We start from the raw sequence: 26031 nt of genomic DNA, 5'->3' as shown, positions 1-26031 counted from the left end.
GCGGCCATCGAGCCGCACCTCATATTTTTACTACAGTCCAAACCCGTAACGCAGTGCGGTATACGCCACCATGCCCGCTAATACGGTGGCAAACAACCCGCGCGTTATAATGCCGGTTAGCGCCGCAATCAACGCGGCCAGCAGCGACAAACTTAAGCCCGAAGGGGTCATGGCCGGTTTTTCAATCAGTTCGGCCGTTACAATCGCCGCCATAATTCCGGCCGGAATAAAGCTCAGCCATTGTTGCGCCAGCGGAGCGAGACGAAAACGTGACAGCAGTAAAATCGGGCCCACGCGCATGACCGCCGTGACCAGTGCGGCGACCACGATGGTGATCAGGACATTACGTTCCATGTTATTTTCCCTCCTTGTGCTGCATACGGAATACCAGCGTGGCTAAACTCGCGGCAATGGATGCGGCAACAATCACCACGACGCTGAGATCGACCTGTCCCGCCGAGAAGTACGTCACCGATACCGCCACAACAATCGCCAGCGTTTCCAGCCATTTACGACGGCTGGCAAACCATGTCATTAAAATCAGGCCAATAAACATCGAGACCAGGCTGAAGCTCAATCCGGCCATCAGTGATTCAGGTACGGCAGAAGCGGCATAGGCGCCAATGACACAGGCGAGGATCCAGTTCAGCCAGGCCGGCAGATTGAGGCCAAACATCCAGGCAAAGTTGATTTTGCCGTGCTGGCTGCCGTGCTGCACCGCCACCCCAAAGGTTTCATCGGTGAGCAGCAGGCCGCTAACGACTTTCTGCCAGCCGCTTTGCCCGCGGAAAAACACGCTAATAGCCGAACTCATCAACAAATAACGCAGGTTAACCAACATCACACTCAGCACCACCGAGGTCATTTCTGCGCCGGACGCCCACAGTGAATAAAATAAAAACTGGGCCGAACCGGTGTACAGCAACGTCGCCAATAGCGCCGTTTGCAGTACGGAAAAACCGGCCAGCGTACCAATGGCACCGGCGGCGAAACCAATGCTCAGATAACCCGGCACGGTGGGTAAACAGGCGATAAAGCCTGCGCGAAAACTCAGCGGATCGCTGTGTTTGGGCAGGGTTTGACTCTTCAACGACATAACAATTTTCCAAACCTTCTCAACAGATGCACCAATATTAAGCCACAGGACGCAAGGCTATAGTAAAATCCTGCTCCCGGAGAACATCAGCGAAGGATTTGTGATGCAGACAAAACGTGATGACATCAAATTGTGGCGTGACCGTGGAATGCACGGCGGCATGGAAATCCTGCGGGCGCGCTGCTACGAACACAGCTATCCGCCCCATTTCCACGATGAATTCGTGATCGCGGCGTTTGCCCGCGGTGCACAGCGCACCCGCATTTGCCGTCAGCAGGGCATTGCTGCCGCAGGCACGGTGATGGTGATCCTGCCCGGAGAAGTACACACCGGCGAAGCGGTGCAGCGTGAGGAAGGTTGGGATTACTGTGCGTTTTATCCTTCGGCGGCGTTGGTGAACCAGATTGCCGAGTCACAGATTGGCGGTACGGGCGAACTCAATTTTGGTGCGGAAGGGATGCGCTATGATCCGCTGTTGGCCCAGCAGATGCTGCACGCTTCAGCCGTGATGCAGCAAAGCCCGGACGCGGTCGAAAAGGAGTGCGCACTGTTTCAGGTGCTCAGCACGCTGATATGTCAACACGGCGAGCGTACCCTGAAAGGCGGCCAGCGCAGTGCCGTGCGCACCGACATTCGCCATGCCATCGACTTTCTGCACAGCGACTACCATCAGCCGCTGGCGGTCAGTGACATCGCTGCCGTCGCCGGATTGAGCGAATACCACTTTATGCGCACCTTCTCTAAACTCACCGGCTTATCAGTGCATCAATATCTCACGCAGATTCGCCTGATGCGTGCCAAACGGCTGTTGTCACAAGGCTTCGATGCTGCCCATACCGCCAGTGAGGTGGGCTTCTTTGATCAAAGCCACTTTATCAAGAAGTTTCGCGCCCATTTTGGCGTCACGCCCGGTGCTTTTGCGACGGCATCACTGTGATGGATCAAGGACTTCACCATGATTTCCCGTAACAAAACAAACGAACAGGCGACGCCGCTGTCAGTGGGCTTCGTCCTGCTGAACCGATTTACGCTGCTGCCGTTTGCCGCGTTTGTTGATTGCCTGCGCCTGGCTGCCGATGAGGGTGACCGCAGCCGCCAACTGCGCTGCAGCTGGACCTTTATGTCCAGCTCGGGCAACGAGGCAACCTCAAGTTGTGGCGCTGTGATTTCGCCGTGTGAAGCGTTAAAGAACCCTGAAGACTTTGACTACATCGTGGTGATTGGTGGCGTGCAAGATGAAAAAGATAAAAATCGACCATCGCGCGCTGGATTATATTCGCCTGGCCGCGCAGTTTGGCACGCCGCTGGTCGGTTTATGTACCGGGGTATTTGCGTTGATTCAGGCCGGGGTGATGAAGGGCAAGCAGTGCTGCGTCAGCTGGTATCACCACGGCGATTTACAGCGGCGCTTTCCTGATATCACCCCGGTCGCTGACAGCATTTTTGTTGATGAAGGCAAACTGATCACCTGTGCGGGCGGCGTGGCGGCGGCCGATGTTGCGGCCTATCTGATCGAGCGTCATTTGGGGCGAGCATGGGCGATAAAAAGTCTGCACATCATGCTGATTGATGAGGCGCGCACCACGCATCATCCGCAACCTCAGCCGGTGATCTTTGAGAAGATAAAAGATCGCATGGTGCGCAATGCGGTCGATTTGATTTCTCAACATATGGGAGAGGTGATTTCGGTTGAACAGTTGGCCCAGCGCTTAAATACCTCGCGGCGCAATATCGAGCGAAAATTCAAAGAAGAATTGGGAGTCAGTCCACAACGTTTCGCCCGCGATTTACGTTTGCGTTACGGCTTGTGGTTGCTGCTGTACAGCGCGAAAACCGTGACAGAAATAGGTGAACGCTGCGGCTTTTCTGATACCGCTCATTTTTCCCGTCATTTTCGTGATGCCTTTGGTTATCCGCCGAGCCTGGCGCGTAAACAGGCGGCACTGCGTGACCAACAACACGTTGACCCATTCTTTATTCATATTGATAGCACCATTGAAGGGCGTTGATTCTCACGCCCTCGCGCTATTCCTCAATTCGCCTCGTCTCCTTAATCGCTGATTTTAATCATCATTTACCACGCTGCGGCGTGCCTCTCGCTATTGCATCCATCATATTTTCTTATTTAATCGTGATTAAGTTCAAATAATACAATAGTTAATGAAAAGTTAACTTATTGATTTATATGGCTTGTCGCGAATTTGTCATGTTAATTGTCGCAAACGTTCAAGCTTATGCGCCTGCATTTTCAGTAGTGTGAAAACGTAATGAAATTGGCCACTAATCCTGATGATGAGGGTGCAGCAATGAATGCAAATGATTTGAACAGTGCAGATCCACAGCTGTTTGCAGCAGTTGTGGGTGAGCTGGTACGACAGGAAACACACATCGAATTAATCGCCTCGGAAAACTATGCCAGCACGCAGGTGATGTCTCTGCAGGGCAGTCAGCTGACGAACAAATACGCTGAAGGTTATCCGGGTAAGCGTTATTACGGCGGTTGTGAACATGTCGATACCATCGAACGTTTAGCGATTGAGCGTGCCTGCCTGCTGTTCGGTGCCGATTATGCCAATGTGCAGCCACATTCAGGTGCCCAGGCTAACGCCGCGGTATTTATGGCACTGATTAAACCTGGCGACACCATTCTGGGGATGAGCCTGGCGCACGGCGGACACTTAACCCACGGCGCTGCGCCAAATGTCTCCGGTAAGCACTATCACGCGGTGCAATATGGTTTAAACGCGGAAACCGGTGAGATTGATTATCAGGAAGTCGAGCGCCTGGCGAAAGAGCATCAGCCCAAGCTGATTGTGGCCGGCTTCTCCGCCTATTCGCGCATTGTTGACTGGAAACGCTTCCGCGATATCGCCGATAGCGTCGGGGCCTGGCTGATGGTCGATATGGCGCACGTCGCCGGTCTGGTGGCGGCTCGCTGCTATCCCAACCCGTTACCCCATGCGCATGTGGTCACTACCACGACGCATAAAACCCTGCGCGGGCCGCGCGGTGGCCTGATTCTCTCAGCCAACGGTGATGAAGCGCTGTACAAAAAACTCAACTCCGCGGTGTTTCCTGGCCAACAAGGTGGCCCGTTGATGCACGTGATTGCCGCCAAAGCAATGGCATTCCGCGAGGCGATGGAACAGGACTTTGTTCACTATCAAGCCAAAGTCATCGATAACGCCAAAACCATGGCGAAGGTGTTTATCAAACGCGGCTATGACGTCGTATCAGGTGGCACCGACAACCATCTGTTCCTGGTCTCACTGATTGGTCAGGAAATTACGGGCAAAGAAGCTGATGCCGCGCTGGGTCGTGCCCATATCACCGTTAACAAAAACTCAGTCCCTAATGATCCGCAGAGTCCGTTTGTCACCTCCGGCTTACGCATCGGCACGCCAGCGGTAACCACCCGTGGATTTGGTGAGAAAGAGTGCGAAACCCTGGCAGGCTGGATTTGCGACATCCTCGATGTGCTGGCCCTCAAGCAGAACAGCGACAACATCGAAGCCTGGGTGCGTTTTAACGTTTCAGAGTTGTGTGCCAGACATCCGGTATATGGCGAACACCCGCAGCAGGTTATCGCTAAAAAAGCCATTGCCTGACCATTTTTCCCGGTGCTTGCCGGGCGTTTTAGGAGACGAGTATGCAACGTTTTTCTGGCTTTGGGCTGATTAGCCACGGATTGAGTTATCACGAAAACTGGCAGCGCATGTGGCGCAATCCCACGCCGAAGAAGTCTTACGACGTGATCATTATCGGCGGAGGTGGACATGGATTAGGCACGGCTTATTACCTGGCAAAAGAGTTTGGTATCCGCAATGTAGCGGTGATCGAGAAAGGCTGGCTAGGCGGCGGTAACACCGCGCGTAATACCACTATTGTGCGCTCGAATTACCTGTGGGATGAAGCGGCCGCGCTGTTTGAACACTCCGTGAAATTGTGGGAGGGGCTGACACAGGAGCTGAACTACAACGTGATGTTCTCGCAGCGTGGCGTGCTCAACCTCGGCCACACGCTGCAAGATATGCGTGATATTCAGCGCCGAGTGAATGCCAATCGCCTGAACGGCATCGACGGTGAAGTGCTGGATGCGCGCGGCGTTCAGGATCTTGAGCCGCTGCTGGACTGCTCCGCCCGCGCACGCTTCCCGATTATGGGCGCGTCCTGGCAGCCGCGCGGTGGCGTGGCGCGTCACGATGCTGTGGCATGGGGCTTTGCGCGCGGTGCGGATGCCCACGGCGTGGATATCCTGCAACAAACAGAAGTCACCGGATTGATGATTCGTGACGGTCAGATTTATGGCGTGCACACCAATCGCGGTGATATCGAAGCGAAAACCGTCGGTTGTGTCGTCGCGGGCAATTCAGGTGTGCTGGCCAATATGGCGGGGATCAAATTGCCGCTGGAATCACATCCTCTGCAGGCATTGGTCTCTGAACCGCTCAAGCCCGTGGTCAATACCGTTGTGATGTCCAACCACGTGCACGGCTATATCAGCCAGTCCGACAAAGGCGACCTGGTGATTGGTGCCGGCATTGATGGCTATACCGGTTACGGCCAGCGCGGCAGCTATCCGATTATCGAGCACACCTTACAGGCGATTGTTGAGATGTTCCCGGCCTTCTCGCGCGTGCGCATGAACCGCCAGTGGGGCGGCATCGTGGATACCACGCCGGATGCCAGCCCGATCATCTCGAAAACCAACGTTGAAGGTCTCTATTTCAACTGCGGCTGGGGCACAGGTGGCTTCAAGGCAACGCCGGGTTCAGCACACGTGTTTGCCGCCAGTCTGGCGAAGCGTGAGATGCACCCACTGGCGGCACCGTTCTCTATTGACCGTTTCCATACCGGTGCCTTAGTGGATGAACACGGCGCGGCGGCGGTTGCGCACTGATTATTGTTCGGGAGAAGACGACATGTTTCATATTTATTGTCCGTGGTGCCAGGAGCATCGCGCAGAAGAAGAGTTTCATGCAAAAGGCCCGGCACATCTGGCGCGCCCGAAAGATCCGGAAGCCTGTAGCGACGAAGAGTGGGGAGACTATTTGTTCTTTCGCGATAACCCGCGCGGCGTGCACCACGAACTGTGGGTGCATGCGGTGGGTTGCCGCAAGTTCTTCAACATCACGCGTAACACCGTGACCTACGAGATTCTGGAAACCTACAAAATTGGTGAGCAGCCAGGCAAAAGTGTGCAGGCAGAAGTGGTGACCTTGCCGCTGCGTCAGGAAGCGCGGGAAGCCGCGAATGAAAGCGTGAAAGTGCAGGCAGGAGGCGCATCATGAGCCAGGTCAATCGCCTCAAACAGGGCGGCCGGGTCGATCGCAGCCGCAAGATCAATTTCACCTTCAATGGCAAAACGCTGGAAGGTTTTGTCGGTGACACCCTGGCATCAGCGCTGATCGCCAACGGCATTGATGTGGTCAATCGCAGCTTTAAATACTCCCGTCCACGCGGCATTGTTGCGGCTGGCGCGGAAGAGCCTAACGCAGTGGTACAGCTTGGCGGTGCCGAGCAGGAACAGATTCCTAACGTGCGGGCCACTCAACAGGCGCTGTATCAGGGACTTGAAGCGGCCAGTACCAATGGCTGGCCAAATGTCGATCGCGATTTGATGGGCGTGGTAGGCAAGATCGGTGGGCGCTTTATGCCGCCGGGTTTCTACTACAAAACCTTCAAACAGCCTGCGTCGATGTGGAAAACCTACGAGAAATATATTCGTAAAGGTGCGGGTCTCGGACGCAGTCCAACGGTCGCCGATCCGGATATTTACGATCACTTCAATCAGCACTGTGATGTACTGGTGATTGGCGCAGGCCCGGCGGGACTGGCCGCCGCGCTGGCTGCCGGTCGCAGCGGCGTGCGCGTGATGTTAGTGGATGAGCAGGAAGAGATGGGCGGCAGTCTGCTGGATAGCCGCGAAATCATTGATGAGAAAGGTGCCGCGCTGTGGGCCCGCGATGTGCTGCAAACCTTGCAGGCGCTGGACAACGTACAGCTGCTGGCAAAAACCACCGCCAATGGCTATCACGACCATAATTTCGTCACGCTGCTTGAGCGCCGAACCGATCATCTGTCGATCACCGCACCAGTAAAAAACGGTCATAAGCAGGCGCGGCAGCGTATGCATCGGGTGCGTGCCGGGCGGGTGGTGCTGGCTACTGGTGCGCATGAACGTCCATTGGTATACAGCGGCAACGATATTCCCGGCAACTATCTGGCAGGTGCGGTTTCCACCTACATCCATCGCTATGGTGTCGTGCCGGGCAACAAACTGGTGGTTTCCACTAGCAATGATGACGGCTACCGCGCAGCGCTGGATTGGCTGGAGAGCGGGCGCGAAGTGGTGGCGATAGCTGATGCGCGTCCGAGCCCGGACGGCGAATGGGTGAAACAGGCGCGCCTGAAAGGCATTACCCTCATGACCGGAAGCGCGGTGATTGAAGCACAAGGCACAACGCGCGTGCGCAGTGTGGATATCGCCCGCATCAACAGCGAAAGCTTTGAGGTGGTCGGTAGCCCCACGCGCCTGGTGTGCGACACCGTAGCCAGCTCTGGTGGCTACAGTCCGGTCATCCATCTCGCATCACATACCGGCGGGCGCCCGCAGTGGCGTGACGATATCCTCGGTTTTGTAGCGCCGCAGGTAAAAGGGATGATGGTAGTTGGGGGCGCGCAGGGCATCTATAGCTTGCCTGACGTGCTCAGCAGCGGTTTCGAGGCTGGAAAGCGTGCTGCTGAAGAAACCGGAGGCGCACCTCAAACGATGGCGCTACCGCAAACACGGGCGCGTCGCGATGGTCCGGCGCTGGCGCTATATCAAGTGCCGCACATGAAAACCACCATGCGCGCACCGAAGCAGTTTGTCGATCTGCAGAACGACGTCACCGCTGCTTCCATTGAGCTGGCCACGCGTGAAGGCTTTGAATCGATTGAACATATCAAACGTTACACGGTCATGGGCTTTGGGACCGATCAGGGCAAGCTGGGCAATATTAATGGCCTGGCGATAGCGGCTCGTGTGCTGAACCGTACTATTCCAGAGGTCGGCACCACCATGTTCCGGCCAAACTATACGCCTGTGGCCTTTGGCGCAGTGACCGGACGCCACTGCAATGAACTGTTCCAGCCGGAGCGTTACACCGCGCTGCATCAGTGGCATGTGGAGAATGGTGCGATGTTCGAAGATGTCGGGCAGTGGAAGCGCCCATGGTACTTCCCGCAACGCCAGAATGGCCAACTGGAAACAATGCATCAGGCGGTGGTGCGTGAATGCCGCGCCGTGCGTGAAAGCGTGGGCGTGCTGGATGCCTCAACCCTCGGCAAAATCGATATTCAGGGGCCGGATGCGCGTGAATTCCTCGAACGTGTCTACACCAATAAGTGGGCCAAACTACCGGTGGGGCGTGTGCGCTACGGCCTGATGTGCCGCGACGATGGCATGGTGTTTGATGACGGCACCACCAGCTGTCTCGGCCAGAATCACTTCCTGATGACCACCAGCACCGGCAATGCCGCCACCGTGCTGGAGTGGCTGGAACTCTGGCATCAAACCGAGTGGCCGGAACTGCAGGTTTACTTCAACTCGGTCACCGATCACTGGGCCACCATCACTGTCACCGGGCCAAAAGCCCGCGATCTGCTGGCGGAGTTCTGCGATATCGATTTGGCGCGTGACAGCTTCAAGTTCATGGACTGGCGAGAAGGCAAGGTGGCCGATGTGCCGGCGCGCGTGTTCCGTATCTCGTTCACTGGTGAGCTGGCGTATGAAATCAACGTGCAAGCCAATTACGCGCTTCACGTTTGGCAGGTGCTGTTCGCACACGGCAAAAAGTACAACCTCACCCCTTATGGCACCGAAACCATGCACGTATTACGTGCCGAGAAGGGTTTCATTATTGGTGGGCAGGACACCGATGGATCGATGACGCCACACGACCTCGGGATGGAGTGGTGCGTCGGCAACGACAAACCGTTCTCGTGGATCGGCAAACGATCGCACACGCGATCCGATGTGCTGCGTGAGGATCGTAAACAGCTGGTCGGTCTGCTACCCAAGGATCCCAGCGTGGTGCTGGAAGAGGGCGCGCAGGTGGTGCTCGATCCTCATCATGCCATTCCTGTACCGATGTACGGTCATGTCACCTCCAGCTACTACAGCCCAACGCTCGATAGCGGCTTTGCGCTGGCGGTGTTGACACGTGGTCATCACCGTATGGGCGAAACCGTCTGGCTTTCCAGCACTGACGGTAAATTTATTGAAGCCGAAATCGTAAGCTCGGTGTTCGTTGATCCCAAAGGAGAGCGCCAGAATGTCTGAGACCTTAACCTGCAACGTATTTAATGCGCATCCTTCAGCTGCCGTGGCCAGCGAATCGCCACTGGTGTGGAGCTATGCCCAAACTGGTGTGCCGAAGGTGGCAAACAATTCAGGTATCACGCTGCGCGAGCGGTCTGACTTCGCCCATCTGACACTCCGTGGTGCGGCCATTGAACTGGATAAAGCGCTGCGCGAAGTTCTGCAACTGTCACTGCCGTCACAACCTTTATCGCTGACGCAAATCGGTGAATACAGCGCGCAGTGGATGTCCCCTGATGAGTGGCTGCTGATCGTGCCACAGGGCGAGGAGTTTGCGATTGAGCAGCAGTTACGCGCTGCAATGGGTGCGGCCCATTACGCCATCGTAAGCGTGGGCGGCGGGCAGATGTTGCTGGAGCTGAGCGGAGAACAGGCGATCAATGTGCTGAAGAAATCGGTGGTGTATGACGTCCATCCGAAAAACTTCCCACCGGGCAAAGGCGTGATGACCTGCTTTGCCACCGTCACCGTGATCCTTCGTCGCCCGACGCAAGATCGCTGGGAGTTAGTGGTTCGCCGCAGCTTCGCCGATTACAGCTACCGCTGGCTGCTGGACGCGGGCGCGGAATACGGCATCACCGTGTTGGTTTGATCTCATCACCCGCTGTGAAGGTGGCCATGAGGTCGCCTTCTTTCGGCTCAGTCTGCTATTTTTTTGAGGGTTTTCTATGAGTCGCAATAATGCTAACTGGATTTTAACGGCACAATGCCCGAGTAAGTTGGGCAGCGTGGATGTGGTGACGCGCTTTCTGAAAGAGCAGCGGTGTTACATCAATGAACAACACAGTTTGATGACAAATGTGCGCAACGTTTTTTCATCCGCACCGTGTTTGAACCGCAGAATGAAACCCTTGATCCGGTGGCGTTTCGCGATGAGTTCAGCCTGCGCGCAGCCGATTTCGCGATGTCGTTTGAACTTACCGAGCCGGGCTACAAAGTGCCGGTGGTGATCATGGTGTCGAAAACCGATCACTGCCTGAATGACCTGCTGTATCGCCATCGCGCTGGCAAGCTGGCGATTGATATCAAAGCGGTGATTTCCAACCATCCGCTGCTGGAGCCGATAGTTGCGTGGCACGGTTTGCCTTATCACTATTTCCCGGTGTCCGCTGAGAATCGGACAGAACAGGAGCAGCAGATTTGGCAGGTGGTGCAGGAAACCGGTGCCGAGTTAGTGGTGCTGGCGCGCTACATGCAGGTGATGTCGGCGGATATGTGCAAAAAGCTCTCAGGCCGTGCCATTAACATCCACCACTCACTGTTACCTGGATTCAAAGGGGCCAAGCCTTACCATCAGGCGTACGACAAAGGGGTGAAGCTGGTGGGCGCTACCGCGCACTTTATCAATGAAGATCTTGATGAAGGACCGATTATCAGCCAAAAGGTCGAAGTGGTGAGCCACGCGGATTACGCGGACGATCTGGTGGATAAAGGACGCGATATTGAGCGTTTAACCCTGGCGCATGCGGTCTCCTGTTACGCCGAGCGCCGCGTCTTCTTGTACGAAAATCGCACCGTGGTGTTCTCACGGTAAGGTGCGGCTCTGATGGACAATGACCCCAATCAGTTGAACATCGCAGAGGCATTGCCCGTGCGGCCTGATATCCGTATTGGCTTTGTACTGATCAACAAATTCACGCTGCACTGCGTTTCAGTGCTGATTGAACCGATCCGCTTTGCAGCGGATGTTTCCTTTCTCAGCCGGCAGATTTACTGTCAGTGGGAGTGGATGAGTTGCGATAATCAGCCCGTCACATCCAGTTGTGGATTGCAGATAACGCCGACCGCGCCGTTCAATCTGAATGATCAATGGGACTACGTGGTGTTTGCCGGTGGGTTGCTCGATGAGACGCGAGATTCTCCAGCGTGGTTGCTGCAGGCCATGCGGGAATTGCAGGCGCAAAGAATCCCGATCATCACCCTGTGCAGCGCGACCTTTATGGCGGCTCAGGCGGGTTTGCTCGAAGGCAAAAAGTGTGCGATTCACTTCACTACGCGTGATGAGTTTCGGCAGCGCTTCCCCACGGTGACGCCGGTGATTGACCAAACCTACCTCAGTGACGGTGGGGTCATTTCCTGTCCGGTGGGTACCGCGCGGGATTTAGCCATGGATATCATCCTGCAACACTGCGGCGAACTGCGCGCCAAAAAAGTACAAAAATATCTGTTGATGGAATCGAGTAAAAAGCGCCAGTCCAGCCCTGGCCGAGCACCGGTTGGCGGGGAGCTAAAAAACTATGATGACGATTTAGTGCAGCGCACCATTGCTTACATGCAGCTGCATCTGGCGTCCCCTGAAACGCTGCAAAACATGACCAACGCTATGCAGATTAATCTGCGCCAATTGAATCAGGCTTTTTTACATAGCACCGGTGATACGGCGGCAGTACATTGGCGCAAAATGCGGCTGGATCATGCGCGTAAATTAATGACCAGTAGTAATGTCAGTATTAATAGCGTAGCGAAGTCATGTGGTTTCTCTGATGCCTCACACCTTATTTCGTGGTTCCGGAAACAATATGGTGAAACGCCAGCGGATTATCGTAAGCGACGCAGGGAGGTCGAGCGCTTAATTCAGTAGCTTGAACCGTTATCCACTGTAAAGCCCATGCGCTTATTTATCGTGCGCTGGGCTTTATTGTTTGAATTAAGCGCGGATGTGTAATGGACAGGGATTTAATCACCATTGATGTCCCATTTCACAAAAATAAGAAAAGGATATGAATAAAATGTTAACTCACCAACTTGTTGATTTTTATAGTATGTGGCGGTTCTCCTCGCTGAAATGTTCTATCATCGTGGTTTTTCATATTATTTGCCTTTAGGCGTCAGGTTGACCGGTGCAAGGGGTGGTGCAATTATTCCCTTACGAATTCACGGATATACTGTGAGGCTGAAATGAAAGGGTCAACCTGTAATCTGATAGCGCGCACGGCACTTCCTCATAAGGCGTATGGAAGACATCGCACGAAAGGAAATGTGAAGAAAATTGATGTGATATTCTGTGCGGTGAGTAACGGCATCATTGAAAATTCTTACATCAAACCCGGTAAAAGTATCCTTCGTCTCTGCAAAGCGCTGTGGACGTTAATTACCGCCCCCAACGCAAAAGACCAGGAGAAAAGAAAGTTTAATTATTAATTCTCCAGAGGGCTGATGTTGCCCTCTCTGCTTTTTCTGCTCCGGTTACCTGCTTTCCGCCTTACCCACCCAGTTTGCCGCTCCGCGTTGTGTCCGACGCTGTTGACATTTTTCCCCCAACCTTTGGGTTGATTTATCTGCCGCAGAAGGGGACTTTAGTTCTGCCCAACAGATCACTCAAAGGAATAACAACATGACGAACGCTCTTTGCCAGGCGCTTCAGCTGCAATACCCGATCATTCAGGCGCCGATGGCAGGCGTATCCACGCCAGAGATGGCCGCTGCCGTGACCGAAGCCGGCGCGCTGGGTTCCATCGGCGTTGGCGCATCCACGCCAGAACAGGCGATGATGATGATTGCTAACACTCAGGCGCTCACTCAGGGGCCAATCAACGTTAACGTCTTTTGCCACGCGCCAGCTAAACGCGACGTTGAGCGCGAGCAAGCATGGATCGACCGCTTTGCGCCGTTGTTTGCGCGTTATGAAGCCGAGTTACCTTCAGCTCTCTCAGAGATCTATCAAACCTTCCAGAATAATGACGCAATGCTGAACGTGATTGAGCAGGCGTCGCCGGCAGCAATGAGTTTCATTTTGGCATCCCTTCTGCGGCAGTGATTCAACGACTCAAGGAACGTGGGATTGTGTTGCTGGCCACCGCGACCAGTGTGGCAGAAGCGTTGGCCATCGCGCGCAGCGGCATTGATTTCATCGTGGCGCAGGGGATTGAAGCAGGCGGGCATCGAGGACATTTTGATCCTCAGGCTTTCGACCCTCAAATGTCGACCTTCACGCTGCTGCAGGCGATTCGTCAGCAAACTGCGCATCCGGTGATTGCGGCGGGTGGCATCATGGATGGTGCAGGTATCGCCGCTATGCTGCAACTTGGCGCAACCGGTGTGCAGTTAGGCACGGCTTTTGTATTGTGCCCGGAATCCGCCGCGAACAGCGCTTACCGCACGGCCTTAAAGCAGGCTGGTGAAAGCGGCACCGCCATCACTGCCGCAATTTCAGGTCGCCAGGCTCGCTGCCTACGTAATGATTTCTGCGATTTCAGTCGTGATTTCGCCGCTCACACCATCCCGGATTACCCATTAACCTACTCGCTGGGTAAGGCTTTGGCTGCCGCCGCCGCCGCAAAAAACCAGCACGGTTTTGGCGCGCAGTGGGCAGGACAGGGCGCAGCGCTGGCGCGAGAAATGCCAGCCGGCGAATTGATCAAAACCTTCGTCACCGAGTGGCAGGCAAGCTGATGTGCTGAAGGTCGCACGCCCTGCGGCCTTAATCTTCAAATCACCCGGTAAATAATATAAACATTGTTTATGTTATCTGGGTTGAGTCATTGGCATGGGTAGTGGGTTTTGTATAAACGTGCCAGTGCTAATCTCACATTTTTGAATTCAAATCATCACACCTTTTAAACATAAATTACAGAAATGCCGTTCGGGTCATCTTTTAGCATCGGGGAATATTGAAAGACGCCTATTACTTAATTGTGATGAGGCTTGTTGTTATTGAGATACAGTAAAGTGTACAGCGTTATGTCCACGAACTGCCCATCATTTAGTATTTCACCTTCAGATGAATTATTTTATAACTTTATTCATTAACAACTTTGATTTAACCGTCGCTTACGTATCAGCACTTTTTCAATGAAATCGATTGCGCGAATTTTCGAAAAATTTATTTTTGATGAGAATGGATGGCAGCATTGTCTTTATAAATGTATTAGCCAGTGTTTCTGTTGCTTTTAGCGACGAAGAAGTTGTTGAACAATTGATGCAGGCCGGAACCCGCGAGGCACTGTACCGATTAATGGTCAACAACACCGGAGTATAAACTTTCCACCTGGAGTTTATCAATGAGACTGATTGCGATAACCGCCTGTCCAACAGGCATAGCCCATACTTACATTGCGGAAGCCAATCTGAAAAAGAGCGCAGCTAAGATGGGTATTGATATTGTGGTTGAAACCCACGGTGCCGTTGAAAGTGAATATCATTTTACGGATGATGATATTAATAACGCCGATGCAGTATTGATCGCAGCAGATAAAGTTATTGATATGCGTCGTTTCGCAGGAAAACGCATTTTCAAAGTGCCGGTGGCACGTGCTGCCAAAGACGCCACTGGGCTGTTAAATAATATTCTCACCGGAGCCATTAAACCCGAATATTCTGGCGATAATTTAACTGCGTCGACAGAAAAACCATCTAACGCTGTTCACGGTGATTCTGTTTTTTCTCAGCTGTATATTCATCTGATCACGGGCGTTAACCTGATGATTCCTTTTGTCGTCGCCGGAGGAATTCTTATTGCACTGAGCTTTTCATTTGGCATTACTGCCGCGACCCCCGGCGATGCGAACTTTAGTCCTATTGCTAAAATGTTATCAGACGTGGGCGGAGGCGCGGCATTCGCTTTGATGCTCCCGATCCTTTCACTCGGCATCAGTAAATCAATTAGCGGAAACCCTGGCATTGTCTCTGGCGCAGTGGGAGGGATGTTAGCGGTGCATACTGGCGCGGGTTTCTTAGGCGCACTGTTCGCGGGTTTTCTCGCCGGGTACATTACGCTACTGATTGTGAAATATATTCAGTTGCCGAAAGTTCTGGCGGGCCTCAAACCGATTCTTATTGTTCCCTTGCTGTCAGTGCTCTTGACTGGCGCGTTAATGATTTTTGTGGTCGGGCAGCCAATAAAAGTTTTGCTGGAAGCGCTAACCACGTTTCTTCAAAGCATGGGGAATATGAATGCCGCTGTGATGGGACTGATTATTGGCGTGATGGTCGCCTTTGATATGGGCGGCCCGTTGAATAAAACCGTCTGTATGTTTGCCATCGGATTAATGTCTACAGGAATTTATGAACCGATCGCTGCCTGTATGGCTGCAGGAATGGTCCCGCCGATAGGCATTGCATTGGCAACAACGTTATTTAAAGGGAAGTTTACCGCTCAAGAGCGTGAGACCGGTAAAGTGACGTATGTATTAGGACTCTCATTTATTACTGAAGGCGCGATTCCCTACGCCGTGTCCGATCCTCTGCGCGTTATTCCTGCCATTTGTGCGGGTTCAGGATTAGCAGGGGCCATTTCAATGGGACTGGGTTGTGCTTCTCGTGCACCACATGGCGGGGTGTTTGTCTTATTTATTCCTAATGTTATCACCCACGTGGTGGCGTATCTCTTTGCCATTGCCGCGGGTGCACTATTAACCGCAGTGATCTTACGCGTGATTAAAAAAGACGTTATTGAAAACCTGACGGAAGGCGTTAAAGACGTTAATCAACATGAACAATCTTTAGAGCGTGGCTAAGTCGAATAAATTCGGCGTGGGTGCTTTTATATTGTTTGCACGGTTGATTGTTGAGGTGGCCGGGGAGCTACGCTCGCCGGTTATTCCCAAGGTCCATCCGGCTAAGCATGATGTTCGAACGTGAAGGGTGAAGGATCACTCAGCACTCTATTGAAGGGTGAGGGATCACTCTTCACTCTATTAATGGGTTAGGATTTTCTTAACCAACACCTCGGTTAATGCTGTTTTGTCTGCCGCGCGCTGCGCGGTATACCTTGCGAGACATCCATCCACTCTTGCAGGCAGACATGAGCACACATACGCGCATCCGCAAATTTAATACCAAAGAAACTTACCCGAACCAGTCGCTGGACAACGATCTATGCCAGGCCGTTCGTGCCGGTAATACCGTTTATGTGCGTGGCCAGATTGGTACCGACTTTGAAGGCAATCTGGTGGGATTGGGCGATCCGGCTGCGCAGGCCGAACAGGCTATGAAGAACGTGAAGCAGCTGCTGGAAGAGGCGGGCAGTGACCTGTCACACATCGTCAAAACCACCACCTACATCATCGATCCACGTTATCGCGAGCCGGTCTATCAAGTGGTCGGAAAATGGCTGAAGGGCGTATTTCCCATCTCAACCGGTCTGGTGATTTCCGGCCTGGGCCAGCCGCAGTGGCTGATGGAAATTGATGTGATCGCCGTAATTCCGGACGACTGGCAGCCGCAAACAGGAGCATCAGCATGACGTTATCGATTGTTGGACGCTGCGCTGAAACCGGTCAAATGGGCATCGCCATCAGCTCATCAAGCATTGCGGTAGGGGCACGTTGTCCGTGGCTGCGCAGCCAGGTGGGTGCCGTCTCAACGCAAAACATCACTTTGCCTGCTTTGGGCCCTCGCATCCTCGATCTGTTGCAGCAGGGTGAATCTGCAAGTGCAGCGTTAGCGGCGGGACTGGCATCCGATGATCATCACCCATACCGCCAGGTAACCGTGCTGTCTGCCGATGGGCAAACAGCCTGTTTCAGCGGGGAAAAAACGCTAGGCGTGAACAACGCGTTGAGCGGTACCGACTGCGTTGCCGCTGGGAATTTGCTGGCCAACCCCGAAGTGATCGTTGCCATGGTGAACGCTTTTGAACAGCGTGAGGGCCCGCTGGCCGATCGTCTGATTGGTGCGATGCAGGCCGGTATGAGTGCAGGAGGCGAAGCCGGACCGGTGCATTCGGCGGCGCTGTCGATAGTCGGTGAACCGATTTGGCCGATTGTCGATCTGCGTGTGGACTGGACCGATTCAGACCCTATTGATGCACTTGATGCGCTGTGGCAGGCCTATCAGCCCCAAATGCAGGATTATGTGATACGCGCGCTTGATCCCACCAAAGCCCCCCGTTATGGCGTGCCCGGCGACGAGTAATACAAGGAAATTCCATGGTGAGCAGTCGTCAAATTCTTGCGCAGCTGGTGGCCTTTGATACCACCAGCCGTGAATCCAATCTTGCCCTGATCGATTTTGTCTGGCGCTACCTGACCGATCTCGGGGTGAGTTGCGAACTGATTCATAATGCTGAACGCAGTAAAGCCAATCTTTACGCACGGCTTGGCCCGGCGGGAAACGGCGGCGTGATGCTTTCAGGTCACAGCGATGTGGTGCCGGTTGATGGGCAAAATTGGAGCGTACCGCCATTTGCCCTTACCGAGCGCGATGGCAAGCTTTTCGGGCGCGGTACCGCGGATATGAAAGGCTTTATCGCCTGTATGTTGGCTGCTGTGCCGCACTTCCTGGCTCAGCCTTTAACGCAGCCGCTGCATTTGGCGATTTCGTATGACGAGGAGGTGGGCTGCCTTGGTGTCAGAACATTGCTTGATGCATTAGCCCAGCGTCCGGAAAAACCCGATATCTGTTTGATTGGTGAACCCACAGAACTCAAACCGGTATTAGGCCATAAAGGCAAACTGGGCGTGCGCTGCGAAGTGCAGGGCGCGGCGTGCCACTCAGCTTATGCTCCGCAGGGTGTCAATGCCATCGAGTATGCGGCGAAACTGATTCATCGGCTGACAATGATGAGTGAACGACTGGCTGCGCCAGAACGTCAGGATGCCCGATTCGATCCGCCGTTTACCACCGTGCAAACGGGTGTGATTCATGGCGGACGAGCACTGAACATCGTGCCCGCAGAGTGTACTTTTGATTTTGAAGTACGAACGCTGCCTCATGATGATGCACAGCAGGTGCTGATGAATTGGCAAGCTATGCACATCGTGAACTACTGCCGCAGATGCAGGCGGTAAATAGCCAAACTTCGATACGTTTCACCCCCATCAGTGGCTATCCCGCTTTATACACCACAGCGGAAAGTCCTGCCGCACGGTTGATAGCGCATCTGACCGAATCGGCTGACTTCAGCACGGTGGCATTTGGCACTGAAGGCGGTTTGTTCCATCAGGCCGGAATTCCCAGTGTGATCTGTGGGCCGGGCAGCATGGCACAAGGCCACAAACCTGATGAGTTTATCAGCACCCATCAGCTAGCAGCCTGTGACGCGATGCTACAGCGTTTGGCGGCGTGGATGTGCGTTTAAAGTGACGACGTCACTTTTTTGAACGCCGGTCATTACCTGCTTTATCTTTTCCAAACGCCAGCTTCAGGAAGCACTAACCGCATGGTGCGCATATTCACCGTATGCTGGTAACAAGCAAAGATAGCCCGTTTTTTGGAGAGTCCATGGTCAGTGCAGAAGTCACCTCATTCCCGCAGCCCGAAATGCTGCATCCTGCGGCAAGTAAAGCCAATGTTGCTGTGCAACTTGATGGCGTATTGAAACGCTTTGGCGATGCTATCGCCCTACACAAAATTTCATTAACCATCGAAGAAGGCGAATTTATCACCCTGCTTGGCCCGTCGGGCTGCGGCAAAACCACGCTGCTGAATTTAATGGCAGGTTTTGCCGAGGCGGATGGCGGCGAAATCTTCATTGATGGCGACCTGGTCACTGAAATCCCGCCTTATCAGCGTGAAATCGGTATCGTTTTCCAGAACTACGCCCTGTTCCCGCACATGACCGTTGAAAAGAACGTGGGATACGGCCTGCGCATGCGTGGCGTAGCCAAAGCGGAAATCGCCGAACGCGTTGAGCAGGCATTAGCGCTGGTCAAATTATCAGGTTACGGTCAGCGCAAACCGCGTGAGCTGTCGGGAGGGCAGCAACAACGTGTCGCACTGGCGCGCGCTTTGGTGATTCGACCCAAAGTCCTGCTGCTGGACGAACCGTTCTCCGCGTTGGATAAAAATCTGCGCTTATCGATGCAGGTGGAACTCAAAGCCATTCAGCGCAAACTCGGGGTCACGACGGTATTTGTCACGCACGATCAGGGTGAAGCATTGAGCATGAGCGATCGCGTGGTGGTGATGTCAGCCGGACATGTACGCCAGATCGGCACACCCGATGATATTTATCGTCGCCCGCAGGATCCTTTTGTCGCGAGTTTTGTCGGCGATGTGAATATTTTACCGGGTCGTTATGCGGGCCGCGACAGCACCGCAGTGCTCGAATTGGGGGGAATCAGCTGCGCCTGCCAGCAGAGCGCGTTAATGCCACCGTGGGCGAGCGTGTTGATGTGTATATGCGTCCCGAAAACCTGAAACTGGCGCCGCTTGGCCCGCATTCTTTATTCAGTGCGACAGTGATAACGCATGTATTCCAGGGCGATCATGTTGATGTCCATCTTGATGTGCCGGCATTGGGCAGTGCCTCACTGTTTGCCCGCCAGTCTGGACTGGATTCCCTGACCCGTTGGCCAGTTGGCAGTGTCGTGGGCGTCAGTGTTGATGATGAAGGCGTTTGCGCCTTCAGCGCAGCGGAGCAGGCATAATCGATGATTCCTGAAATGATGAATGCCGTTATTGCCCGCCAGCCGGGCGGTCCTGACGTCCTTGAATGCGTCGCCCGACCTGTTCCACAACCCTCTGCCGGTGAAGTGTTGATTCAGGTGCGCTGTGCCGGGGTCAATCGCCCCGATATCCTGCAACGCAATGGCATGCCGCTGCCGCCGGGGACCACCGACGTCCTCGGGCTGGAAGTGTCAGGCACCGTTGTGGCACTGGGTGCGGGGGTTGAATTCCCTGCAGTCGGTACGCCCGTGATGGCATTACTGAATGGCGGCGCTACGCCGAGTATTGCGTGGCGCGCGCTGAACTCTGTTTGATCGTGCCGGTTAATCTGCCACTGGCGCAGGCGGCCGGCGTTCCGGAAGCGGCTTTTACCGTGTGGCACAATTTATTCGAACTCGGGCGGCTGCAGCCGGGTGAAAGCGTACTGATCCACGGCGCTGCCAGTGGTGTCGGCACCTTCGCCATTCAATGCGCGCAGGCGTGTGGAGCACAGGTCATCGCCACCGCTGGGGGAGCCGATAAGATTGCCGCCTTGAAAAAACTGGGCGTATGGCGCGCGATTGATCGCCACAGTGAAGATTTTGTCGCGGTGATCCTCGATGAAACACAAGGGCGCGGTGTGGATGTGGTACTGGATAACGTGGGAGGCGACTACGTCGCGCGTAATCTCAGCGTTTTAGCATCCGGCGGGCGTCATGTCAGTTTATCGTTTATGCAGGGCGCGAAGATAGAACTCGATCTGCAATGCGTGATGCGCAAAGGGCTGAGTCTGACATCGTCCACCTTGCGGCCCAAAAGCGCGGCTGAAAAAGCGCGGCTGGCGCAACACATCAGTAAACACCTGCTGCCGTTACTGGCTAGCGGTAGAATCGCCCCCACCATTTTTCAAACATTGCCGTTAACGCAGGCTGCTGATGCCCATCGCATCCTTGAAGCCAATGCCAATATCGGCAAAGTGCTGCTGCAGGTGGCGTCATGATGCAACTCTTTTATGCCAGCACGTCGGCCTACGTCCGTAAAGTGCTGGTGTGTGCACAGGTATTGGGTGTCGACGAAGCCATTGAGCGGCTGGATTCAGCGGCACATCCTATCGAACGCGATGAACGTATTGCGGCGTTTAATCCGCTAGCGAAAGTACCGGCACTGCGCACCGAGAGTGGACTGTGTCTGTATGACAGCCGCGTCATTTGTGAGTATCTCAACACATTATCACAGGGTCCGCTGTTTCCCACTTCAGGTGAAGCGCGCTGGACCAGCCTGACGCGTCAGGCTTTGGCTGATGGATTAATTGATGCTGCGCTATTAGCGCGCTATGAGTTTAGCGCACGTCCGCTTGAGAAACAGTGGCAGGAGTGGGCGGATGCGCAATTGAAAAAGTCTCAGCGGCGCTAGCCGAAATTGAACGGCAGGTCAGCGGTTTTAGCCGTCATCCGGATGATATTGGACTGATTGCGATTGGCTGTGCATTAGGCTATCTCGACTTCCGTTTTGCCGAACTCGACTGGCGCGCCCGCCATCCGCTGACTGCCGCATGGTTTGCCATGTTTGATGCGCATCCGGCGATGGCTGCCACGCGCCCGCACGTTTAATCAGGAGTGAGCATGTCACAGCAGATCTATTTTCTTAACGGACCTAACGCCAATTTATATGGCCTGGATAAAAACGGAACTTACGGCAGCGAAAGTTTTGTCAGTATTGGCGAGCGTTGTGAGTGTCGGGCTGAGTCGCTTGGCGTAGCGCTTCAGTTTCGCCAAAGTAATCATGAAGGCGTGCTGGTTGACTGGATTCAGGAAGCGCGCCAAAACGCAGCGGGGCTGATCATTAATGCGGCGGGATTGACCTACCGCTCGGTGCCGATTTTAGATGCGCTGCTGATGTTTGAGGGTCCGATTATCGAAGCGCATATGAGCAATATCTGGAAACGCGAGCCGTTCCGCCACCATTCGATGGTATCTAAAGCCGCAACCGGCGTCATTGCTGGGGCTTGGGGCGTTGGGGTATGAGCTGGCCATCGATGCGGTGGTGGCGTTAATCAAGGCGGATGTGGCATGACAACGTTGGTATTTTACAGCGAGTTTGACAGTTTTGAAGAGTGGTCGGCGTTATTGGCCCCGCATTTGCCCGGCGTCACCCTATGCCGGGCAGAAGACGTTCAGGACGCTAACGATGTGCATTTTGCGCTGGCGTGGAAACCGCCGCAGGGGTTTTTTGCATCTTATCGCAATCTCAAACTGTTAGTGAATCTGGGCGCCGGTGTGGATTCGCTGGTGGGCCGCGATGATTTACCAGACATCCCAATCATTCGGCTGTCTGACCCCGACATGGCAAGGATGATGGCCGGATATGTGCTGTTTGCGGTGCTGCGTTATGCGCGGGACATTCCTGCCTTTGAGCGCGCACAACGTGAACAGCGCTGGCACTATCTTCATCCTCGTGAGCCATCAAGCGTGCGTGTTGGCGTGATGGGATTAGGCGAGTTGGGCGCATATGCAGCCCAGGAACTGGCGCGCCAGGGCTTTACTGTCAGTGGCTGGTCGCGTTCACAAAAAGCCCTTGCCGGCATTCACTGTTGCAGTGGATTGGCATCCCTGGATGATTTCCTCGGCCAAAATGACATTTTGGTGGTGATGCTGCCGCTAACCCCAAGTACCGCGGGTTTACTCAGCGCATCACGTCTGGCGCGGCTGCCAAAAGGGGCGGCGTTTATCAATGTTTCACGTGGGGCCGTAGTTGATCAGGCCGCGTTGACCGCTGCACTGCAAGCGGGGCACATTGCCGAAGCGACTTTGGATGTCTTTGACCGCGAACCTTTGCCGCCACAAGATCCGCTGTGGCGCATGGAAAATGTGCTGATCACGCCACATCTGGCTTCGGTGGCGATTCCTGCCAGCGCTGCCCAGCAGGTGGCCGAAAACATCCAACGCGCCGCACGCGGCGAACCTGTGACGAATCAGGTTTTCCCGGAGCGCGGCTATTAACAACGCTTACGCCACGCGCACCACTTGCGGATCGAAATAACTCGGTGCCGCCATGCCGGGAATGTATTGATCAGAAATAAACATCTGACAACGTTCGGCAAATGCACTCACCACCATCGAGTGCTGGGTATTGGCGAGGGTGGCATAACCGAGCTGCATCGCTTTGTTGACGCCCGCGAGGCGGACGCGGATCAAGCGTTTTCCATCCTGCGATAAATGCGCCTTCGGGCGCACGTTAGCGATACCAAATCCCACGCCATTGGCGACCATCGCACGGACCACTTCCATATTGCTTGAACGCATCACGATGTTAGGCGCAACACCGGCTTCGCTGAATAAACTCAGAAAATATTCGCGGCTCCATGGCATATCCAGTAACACCATCGGCATTGTCGCCAGGTCCTGGATCGTCACCGCAGACTGTGTCGCCAGCGGATGGTGTTCGCCCACCATCACGTACGGCGGAAGTTGCGCCAGTGATTTAAACGCCACATCGTTAGCGGGCACCAAATCATAGGTTAAGGCGATATCAATATCCGCTGAACGCAATTGTTTCAGTAGCTGCTCGTGGTTGCCTTCGACCAGCGTGATGCGCACGCCAGGAAAGGCGCGGCCAAAGCCAAACACCAGCTCGGGCGTCAGCATCGGGGCCAGCGTGTCAAGGCAGCCCACGCGCAACGGACCGCGCACATTATTCATTGACTCTGAGGCGATGGTATACAAATTCGACATCTGGTCGAGGATCAGCTTCGCCTCTTTTAAAACCTGATGACCAATGGCGGTCAATGACACGCCTTGAGCGTGATGGCGAACAAAGAGCTGTACGCCCAGTTCGGATTCGATGTGTGTGATAGCCGCTGAAATGGAGGGCGATGAAACGTGGATGCGTTCCGAAGCGCCAATAATACTTCCGGCCTCACCGGAAGCGACAAAGTATTCCAGCTGACGCTGGGTGATGCGACTGAGCATGCAGATTCTCCTGAGATTGCCGACGCGCTCATGTCGCGCCAGTCATTCTAATAGTGCCGATTATCCTGCATTTATCATGCCAAAGACCGGTTATTAGCATAATCGCCTGCCTGTCAGGTCACGCCCATTCGCTTCTTCCTCATCAATGATTAAGAAAATCCGTTGCAAAGCAGCACGATTGTTAGCGTCAGAAATCCTGATGCAACGGCGAGGAAAAGGCTGTTTTACCGAATCAACGCGCAGCGGCATTATCGTTTCAACACCAGGGAATATCCATCGCACCGTTTTGGTGCGTTGCGTTCCACACAGCACCAACCGCCATTTCATTCATTGGGGACGATAATATGTTGCGTAAGATTTTTGCCTTAACGTTGCTGACGACGAGTGTATTAAGTGCAGGTAATGCCATGGCCGCCGACAAGCTGATTGTCAGCACCTGGGGCGGCAGCTTTAAAGACCTGATCGATGAAACCATCGCGAAAGAATTTACTAAAGAGACCGGTGTAGAAGTGCAGTTTGTTACCGGTGGCACCATCGACCGTCTCAACAAGGCAAAACTGGCAGGTGGCACCCCAGAAACAGATGTGACCTTTACCACAGCGCACGTCGGATATCTGTATGCCAACAGCGGCCTGTTTGAAAAACTCGATATGAGCAAAATCCCCAACGCGGTGAATCTGGTTGAGCAGGCGAAAGTGAGCCCGTATCACCTTGGTGTTTGGGGTTACGTGTACACCATCGGTTATCGTCCAGACCTGGTACCAAAAGGTGAAACCTTTAGCAGTTGGAACGATCTGTGGAAGCCGGAGCTGAAAGGCACGCTGCTCTGCCAGATTGGGATCCGAGCCATATCATCGCCGTTTCCGCCAAGCTTTCAGGTGCGGATGCCGCTCATTGGCAGCAGGGCGAAGCGAAGATGAAAGCATTAATCCCGAACATCAAATCCTTCTATACCGATGACGCCAACAGCCAGCAGTTGATCTCGACGGGCGAAACGCCTGTGCAGGTCATGCTGTCGATGAACGCCTACAGCATGATTGCGGAAGGGGTAAACATCAAACTGGCGATCCCGAAAGAGGGTGCGATTTTGGGTGTTGATACCGTCGGCATCAACAAAGGCACCAAACACGCGGATCTCGCCTACAAATTTATGAACATTGCCCTGAAACCGGAAATTCAGGAGCAGGTAGCCAAGATCTATCGCGGTAGCCCAACGGTAACTAACGCGCACATCGATCCTGAACTTGCGAAACTCCCTGGCATGTTGACCACGCCGGCACAGTGGAATGCCACCATCAATACCGATCCGCAATTGCGTGCCGAGAAAACGGCCGAATGGCGCCAGTGGTTCTCTGAAAACATCATGTCTCATTGATTGACTCATCACGGGCGGCCTGCGGGTCGCCCACAAGCAACACTTTATTCAGGCAGCAACGTCTATGACGAGAAAACCGACATTCTTACCCTGGTTCATTATCCCCGCCACACTGACGGCACTGGGACTGGTTGTGGCCATGTTCGCGGTGATGCAGTTTAGCGTGCGGGCTTATATTCCCGGTTCGCTCGACGTGGGCGGATTTACCCTGGCAAACTTCAACGGACTGCTGAAAACCATCTATGCCGATGCGTTCATCAACACCGTAGTGTTAAGCGCCAAGACCGCCATTTTTGGCTTGTTGATGAGTTACCCGTTGGCCTATGCGCTGGTACGGACACGCACAACATGGATTAAATCCACGATTTTGATCATTGCCATCACACCACTGTTCCTCGGTGAAGTTGTGCGCACCTACTCGTGGATTATTGTGTTGGGCAACAGTGGCTTCCTGAACAGCCTGTTACTGGCAATGGGCCTCATCTCGAAGCCCATTCAATTTATGTTCACCCAAAGTGGGGTGGTGGTGGCCCTGGTGCACGTCACGATGCCGATCATGGTGTTGATGCTGGCCACGGCGTTGTCACACATCAATCCTGATTATGAAAAAGCCGCTACCAGCTTGGGCGCAGGGCCGGTACGCACTTTGTTAACCGTGACGATTCCGTTATCCATCCCCGGTATCGTTGCCAGCCTGACCACCGCGTTTGCCTGGACGTTCAGTGCCTTTGCGACGCCGCAACTGATTGGCGGTGGACGCGTAAGCACCGTGGCAACCATGGTGTATCAACTGGGTTTCTCGTCGATGAACTTCCCGTTTGCCGCCGCCCTGAGTATTGCCGGTTTGATTTTGACCGTGCTGCTGCTGCTGGCGCTGAAACGAATGACTCGCTTCCTGCACGCGATGGGAGAACACTAA

The 26031-nt window shown here is 54.2% G+C and carries 28 protein-coding genes and 2 pseudogenes; 27 read left to right on the top strand and 3 right to left on the bottom strand.

Translation table 11 applies throughout. The annotated features are described in order from the left end of the window. Positions 1-30: 30 nt before the first annotated feature. Both HA45_RS05970 and HA45_RS05965 read right to left on the bottom strand, forming a co-directional pair. Positions 31-354, bottom strand: a complete 324-nt coding sequence (locus HA45_RS05970) for an AzlD domain-containing protein (protein ID WP_100703783.1) — start codon at positions 352-354, stop codon at positions 31-33. A 1-nt stretch (position 355) separates the two neighbouring features. Further along, positions 356-1096, bottom strand: a complete 741-nt coding sequence (locus HA45_RS05965) for an AzlC family ABC transporter permease (protein WP_100703784.1) — start codon at positions 1094-1096, stop codon at positions 356-358. Positions 1097-1199: 103 nt separating this feature from the next. Between HA45_RS05965 and HA45_RS05960 the strand changes: the two genes are divergently transcribed. From HA45_RS05960 to HA45_RS05865, 24 genes and pseudogenes are all read left to right on the top strand, one after another. After that, positions 1200-2033, top strand: coding sequence for a helix-turn-helix transcriptional regulator (locus HA45_RS05960; RefSeq protein WP_100703785.1), 834 nt, complete (start codon positions 1200-1202; stop codon positions 2031-2033). A 298-nt stretch (positions 2034-2331) separates the two neighbouring features. After that, positions 2332-3105 carry a GlxA family transcriptional regulator gene (locus HA45_RS05955; protein ID WP_244563402.1) on the top strand — a complete coding sequence of 258 codons (774 nt, stop codon included), beginning with the start codon at positions 2332-2334 and terminating at the stop codon, positions 3103-3105. A 297-nt stretch (positions 3106-3402) separates the two neighbouring features. Next, entirely contained in the window at positions 3403-4704 is a 1302-nt protein-coding gene (gene glyA / locus HA45_RS05950; protein ID WP_100703865.1) for a serine hydroxymethyltransferase, read from the top strand. A 41-nt stretch (positions 4705-4745) separates the two neighbouring features. After that, complete coding sequence (locus tag HA45_RS05945) at positions 4746-5996, top strand: sarcosine oxidase subunit beta family protein (protein WP_100703787.1); 1251 nt, start codon at positions 4746-4748, stop codon at positions 5994-5996. Positions 5997-6018: 22 nt separating this feature from the next. Then, positions 6019-6387: a sarcosine oxidase subunit delta gene (locus HA45_RS05940; protein ID WP_100703788.1), complete on the top strand. Its 369-nt coding sequence runs from the start codon at positions 6019-6021 to the stop codon at positions 6385-6387. Continuing rightward, positions 6384-9422 carry a sarcosine oxidase subunit alpha family protein gene (locus HA45_RS05935; protein ID WP_100703789.1) on the top strand — a complete coding sequence of 1013 codons (3039 nt, stop codon included), beginning with the start codon at positions 6384-6386 and terminating at the stop codon, positions 9420-9422. Before HA45_RS05940 ends, HA45_RS05935 begins: the two co-directional genes overlap by 4 nt. Further along, positions 9415-10053, top strand: a complete 639-nt coding sequence (locus HA45_RS05930; RefSeq protein WP_100703790.1) for a sarcosine oxidase subunit gamma — start codon at positions 9415-9417, stop codon at positions 10051-10053. The genes HA45_RS05935 and HA45_RS05930 overlap by 8 nt, the downstream gene beginning before the upstream one ends. A gap of 234 nt (positions 10054-10287) precedes the next feature. Next, positions 10288-10995: a formyltetrahydrofolate deformylase gene (locus tag HA45_RS05925; RefSeq protein ID WP_244563401.1), complete on the top strand. Its 708-nt coding sequence runs from the start codon at positions 10288-10290 to the stop codon at positions 10993-10995. A gap of 12 nt (positions 10996-11007) precedes the next feature. After that, the gene (locus HA45_RS05920; RefSeq protein WP_100703792.1) at positions 11008-12042 is read left to right on the top strand and encodes a GlxA family transcriptional regulator; all 1035 of its coding nucleotides are present in this window, start codon (positions 11008-11010) and stop codon (positions 12040-12042) included. 398 nt (positions 12043-12440) lie between these two features. Continuing rightward, positions 12441-12602, top strand: a complete 162-nt coding sequence (locus HA45_RS27280) for a hypothetical protein (protein ID WP_158087308.1) — start codon at positions 12441-12443, stop codon at positions 12600-12602. 193 nt (positions 12603-12795) lie between these two features. Beyond that, a pseudogene (locus HA45_RS05915) lies at positions 12796-13853 on the top strand (NAD(P)H-dependent flavin oxidoreductase). Between the two features lie 409 nt (positions 13854-14262). Then, the gene (locus HA45_RS27275) at positions 14263-14439 is read left to right on the top strand and encodes a PTS sugar transporter subunit IIA (protein WP_128598902.1); all 177 of its coding nucleotides are present in this window, start codon (positions 14263-14265) and stop codon (positions 14437-14439) included. Positions 14440-14461: 22 nt separating this feature from the next. Next, positions 14462-15916, top strand: coding sequence for a PTS fructose transporter subunit IIC (locus HA45_RS05905; RefSeq protein ID WP_100703794.1), 1455 nt, complete (start codon positions 14462-14464; stop codon positions 15914-15916). 287 nt (positions 15917-16203) lie between these two features. After that, positions 16204-16644 (top strand): RidA family protein, encoded by a 441-nt coding sequence (locus tag HA45_RS05900; RefSeq protein ID WP_100703795.1) that lies wholly within the window; start codon positions 16204-16206, stop codon positions 16642-16644. Next, on the top strand, positions 16641-17315 hold the full coding sequence (locus HA45_RS05895) for a DUF1028 domain-containing protein (protein WP_100703796.1): 675 nt from the start codon (positions 16641-16643) through the stop codon (positions 17313-17315). The genes HA45_RS05900 and HA45_RS05895 overlap by 4 nt, the downstream gene beginning before the upstream one ends. 14 nt (positions 17316-17329) lie before the next feature. Continuing rightward, positions 17330-18480, top strand: a pseudogene (gene argE, locus HA45_RS05890) (acetylornithine deacetylase). A 143-nt stretch (positions 18481-18623) separates the two neighbouring features. Further along, complete coding sequence (locus HA45_RS05885; RefSeq protein WP_436404998.1) at positions 18624-19541, top strand: ABC transporter ATP-binding protein; 918 nt, start codon at positions 18624-18626, stop codon at positions 19539-19541. Next, complete coding sequence (locus HA45_RS29300; protein WP_436404997.1) at positions 19523-19771, top strand: TOBE domain-containing protein; 249 nt, start codon at positions 19523-19525, stop codon at positions 19769-19771. The genes HA45_RS05885 and HA45_RS29300 overlap by 19 nt, the downstream gene beginning before the upstream one ends. A 15-nt stretch (positions 19772-19786) precedes the next feature. Next, complete coding sequence (locus tag HA45_RS27985; RefSeq protein WP_244563400.1) at positions 19787-20104, top strand: alcohol dehydrogenase catalytic domain-containing protein; 318 nt, start codon at positions 19787-19789, stop codon at positions 20102-20104. After that, entirely contained in the window at positions 20080-20769 is a 690-nt protein-coding gene (locus tag HA45_RS05880; RefSeq protein ID WP_244563399.1) for a zinc-binding dehydrogenase, read from the top strand. Before HA45_RS27985 ends, HA45_RS05880 begins: the two co-directional genes overlap by 25 nt. Beyond that, positions 20766-21182: a glutathione S-transferase N-terminal domain-containing protein gene (locus HA45_RS05875; protein WP_244563398.1), complete on the top strand. Its 417-nt coding sequence runs from the start codon at positions 20766-20768 to the stop codon at positions 21180-21182. The genes HA45_RS05880 and HA45_RS05875 overlap by 4 nt, the downstream gene beginning before the upstream one ends. Then, positions 21143-21379, top strand: a complete 237-nt coding sequence (locus HA45_RS27980) for a glutathione S-transferase family protein (RefSeq protein WP_244563397.1) — start codon at positions 21143-21145, stop codon at positions 21377-21379. The genes HA45_RS05875 and HA45_RS27980 overlap by 40 nt, the downstream gene beginning before the upstream one ends. A gap of 12 nt (positions 21380-21391) precedes the next feature. After that, positions 21392-21793 (top strand): type II 3-dehydroquinate dehydratase, encoded by a 402-nt coding sequence (locus HA45_RS05870; RefSeq protein ID WP_244563396.1) that lies wholly within the window; start codon positions 21392-21394, stop codon positions 21791-21793. Positions 21794-21838: 45 nt separating this feature from the next. Continuing rightward, positions 21839-22768: a 2-hydroxyacid dehydrogenase gene (locus HA45_RS05865; RefSeq protein WP_100703801.1), complete on the top strand. Its 930-nt coding sequence runs from the start codon at positions 21839-21841 to the stop codon at positions 22766-22768. A gap of 6 nt (positions 22769-22774) precedes the next feature. Here HA45_RS05865 and HA45_RS05860 read toward each other — a convergent pair whose 3' ends face one another. Then, entirely contained in the window at positions 22775-23737 is a 963-nt protein-coding gene (locus HA45_RS05860) for a LysR family transcriptional regulator (protein ID WP_100703802.1), read from the bottom strand. A gap of 344 nt (positions 23738-24081) precedes the next feature. Here HA45_RS05860 and HA45_RS28630 point away from each other — a divergent pair, with 344 nt between their 5' ends. The 3 genes from HA45_RS28630 to HA45_RS05850 all read left to right on the top strand — a co-directional run bounded on the left by HA45_RS28630 (position 24082) and on the right by HA45_RS05850 (position 26031). Then, positions 24082-24657, top strand: a complete 576-nt coding sequence (locus tag HA45_RS28630; protein ID WP_280174500.1) for an extracellular solute-binding protein — start codon at positions 24082-24084, stop codon at positions 24655-24657. Further along, positions 24564-25112, top strand: coding sequence for an ABC transporter substrate-binding protein (locus HA45_RS28625; RefSeq protein ID WP_280174502.1), 549 nt, complete (start codon positions 24564-24566; stop codon positions 25110-25112). The genes HA45_RS28630 and HA45_RS28625 overlap by 94 nt, the downstream gene beginning before the upstream one ends. A 64-nt stretch (positions 25113-25176) precedes the next feature. Then, a complete protein-coding gene (locus HA45_RS05850) occupies positions 25177-26031 on the top strand; it encodes an ABC transporter permease (protein ID WP_100703804.1) in 855 nt (284 codons plus the stop codon).

The sequence above is a fragment of the Pantoea rodasii genome (assembly GCF_002095465.1).
GTDB classification, from domain to species: domain Bacteria; phylum Pseudomonadota; class Gammaproteobacteria; order Enterobacterales; family Enterobacteriaceae; genus Pantoea; species Pantoea rodasii.
The sequence above is the reverse complement of the archived record's forward strand: the minus strand, read 5'-3'. Positions and strand labels throughout refer to the sequence as shown.

Coding starts and splice junctions, on each gene's coding strand:
- HA45_RS05970 (WP_100703783.1), bottom strand. CDS start 354: ATGGAACGTAATGTCCTGATCACCATCGTGGTCGCCGCACTGGTCACG.
- HA45_RS05965 (WP_100703784.1), bottom strand. CDS start 1,096: ATGTCGTTGAAGAGTCAAACCCTGCCCAAACACAGCGATCCGCTGAGT.
- HA45_RS05960 (WP_100703785.1), top strand. CDS start 1,200: ATGCAGACAAAACGTGATGACATCAAATTGTGGCGTGACCGTGGAATG.
- HA45_RS05955 (WP_244563402.1), top strand. CDS start 2,332: ATGAAAAAGATAAAAATCGACCATCGCGCGCTGGATTATATTCGCCTG.
- glyA (WP_100703865.1), top strand. CDS start 3,403: ATGAATGCAAATGATTTGAACAGTGCAGATCCACAGCTGTTTGCAGCA.
- HA45_RS05945 (WP_100703787.1), top strand. CDS start 4,746: ATGCAACGTTTTTCTGGCTTTGGGCTGATTAGCCACGGATTGAGTTAT.
- HA45_RS05940 (WP_100703788.1), top strand. CDS start 6,019: ATGTTTCATATTTATTGTCCGTGGTGCCAGGAGCATCGCGCAGAAGAA.
- HA45_RS05935 (WP_100703789.1), top strand. CDS start 6,384: ATGAGCCAGGTCAATCGCCTCAAACAGGGCGGCCGGGTCGATCGCAGC.
- HA45_RS05930 (WP_100703790.1), top strand. CDS start 9,415: ATGTCTGAGACCTTAACCTGCAACGTATTTAATGCGCATCCTTCAGCT.
- HA45_RS05920 (WP_100703792.1), top strand. CDS start 11,008: ATGGACAATGACCCCAATCAGTTGAACATCGCAGAGGCATTGCCCGTG.
- HA45_RS05905 (WP_100703794.1), top strand. CDS start 14,462: ATGAGACTGATTGCGATAACCGCCTGTCCAACAGGCATAGCCCATACT.
- HA45_RS05900 (WP_100703795.1), top strand. CDS start 16,204: ATGAGCACACATACGCGCATCCGCAAATTTAATACCAAAGAAACTTAC.
- HA45_RS05895 (WP_100703796.1), top strand. CDS start 16,641: ATGACGTTATCGATTGTTGGACGCTGCGCTGAAACCGGTCAAATGGGC.
- HA45_RS05885 (WP_436404998.1), top strand. CDS start 18,624: ATGGTCAGTGCAGAAGTCACCTCATTCCCGCAGCCCGAAATGCTGCAT.
- HA45_RS29300 (WP_436404997.1), top strand. CDS start 19,523: ATGCGTCCCGAAAACCTGAAACTGGCGCCGCTTGGCCCGCATTCTTTA.
- HA45_RS27985 (WP_244563400.1), top strand. CDS start 19,787: ATGATGAATGCCGTTATTGCCCGCCAGCCGGGCGGTCCTGACGTCCTT.
- HA45_RS05875 (WP_244563398.1), top strand. CDS start 20,766: ATGATGCAACTCTTTTATGCCAGCACGTCGGCCTACGTCCGTAAAGTG.
- HA45_RS05870 (WP_244563396.1), top strand. CDS start 21,392: ATGTCACAGCAGATCTATTTTCTTAACGGACCTAACGCCAATTTATAT.
- HA45_RS05865 (WP_100703801.1), top strand. CDS start 21,839: ATGACAACGTTGGTATTTTACAGCGAGTTTGACAGTTTTGAAGAGTGG.
- HA45_RS05860 (WP_100703802.1), bottom strand. CDS start 23,737: ATGCTCAGTCGCATCACCCAGCGTCAGCTGGAATACTTTGTCGCTTCC.
- HA45_RS28630 (WP_280174500.1), top strand. CDS start 24,082: ATGTTGCGTAAGATTTTTGCCTTAACGTTGCTGACGACGAGTGTATTA.
- HA45_RS05850 (WP_100703804.1), top strand. CDS start 25,177: ATGACGAGAAAACCGACATTCTTACCCTGGTTCATTATCCCCGCCACA.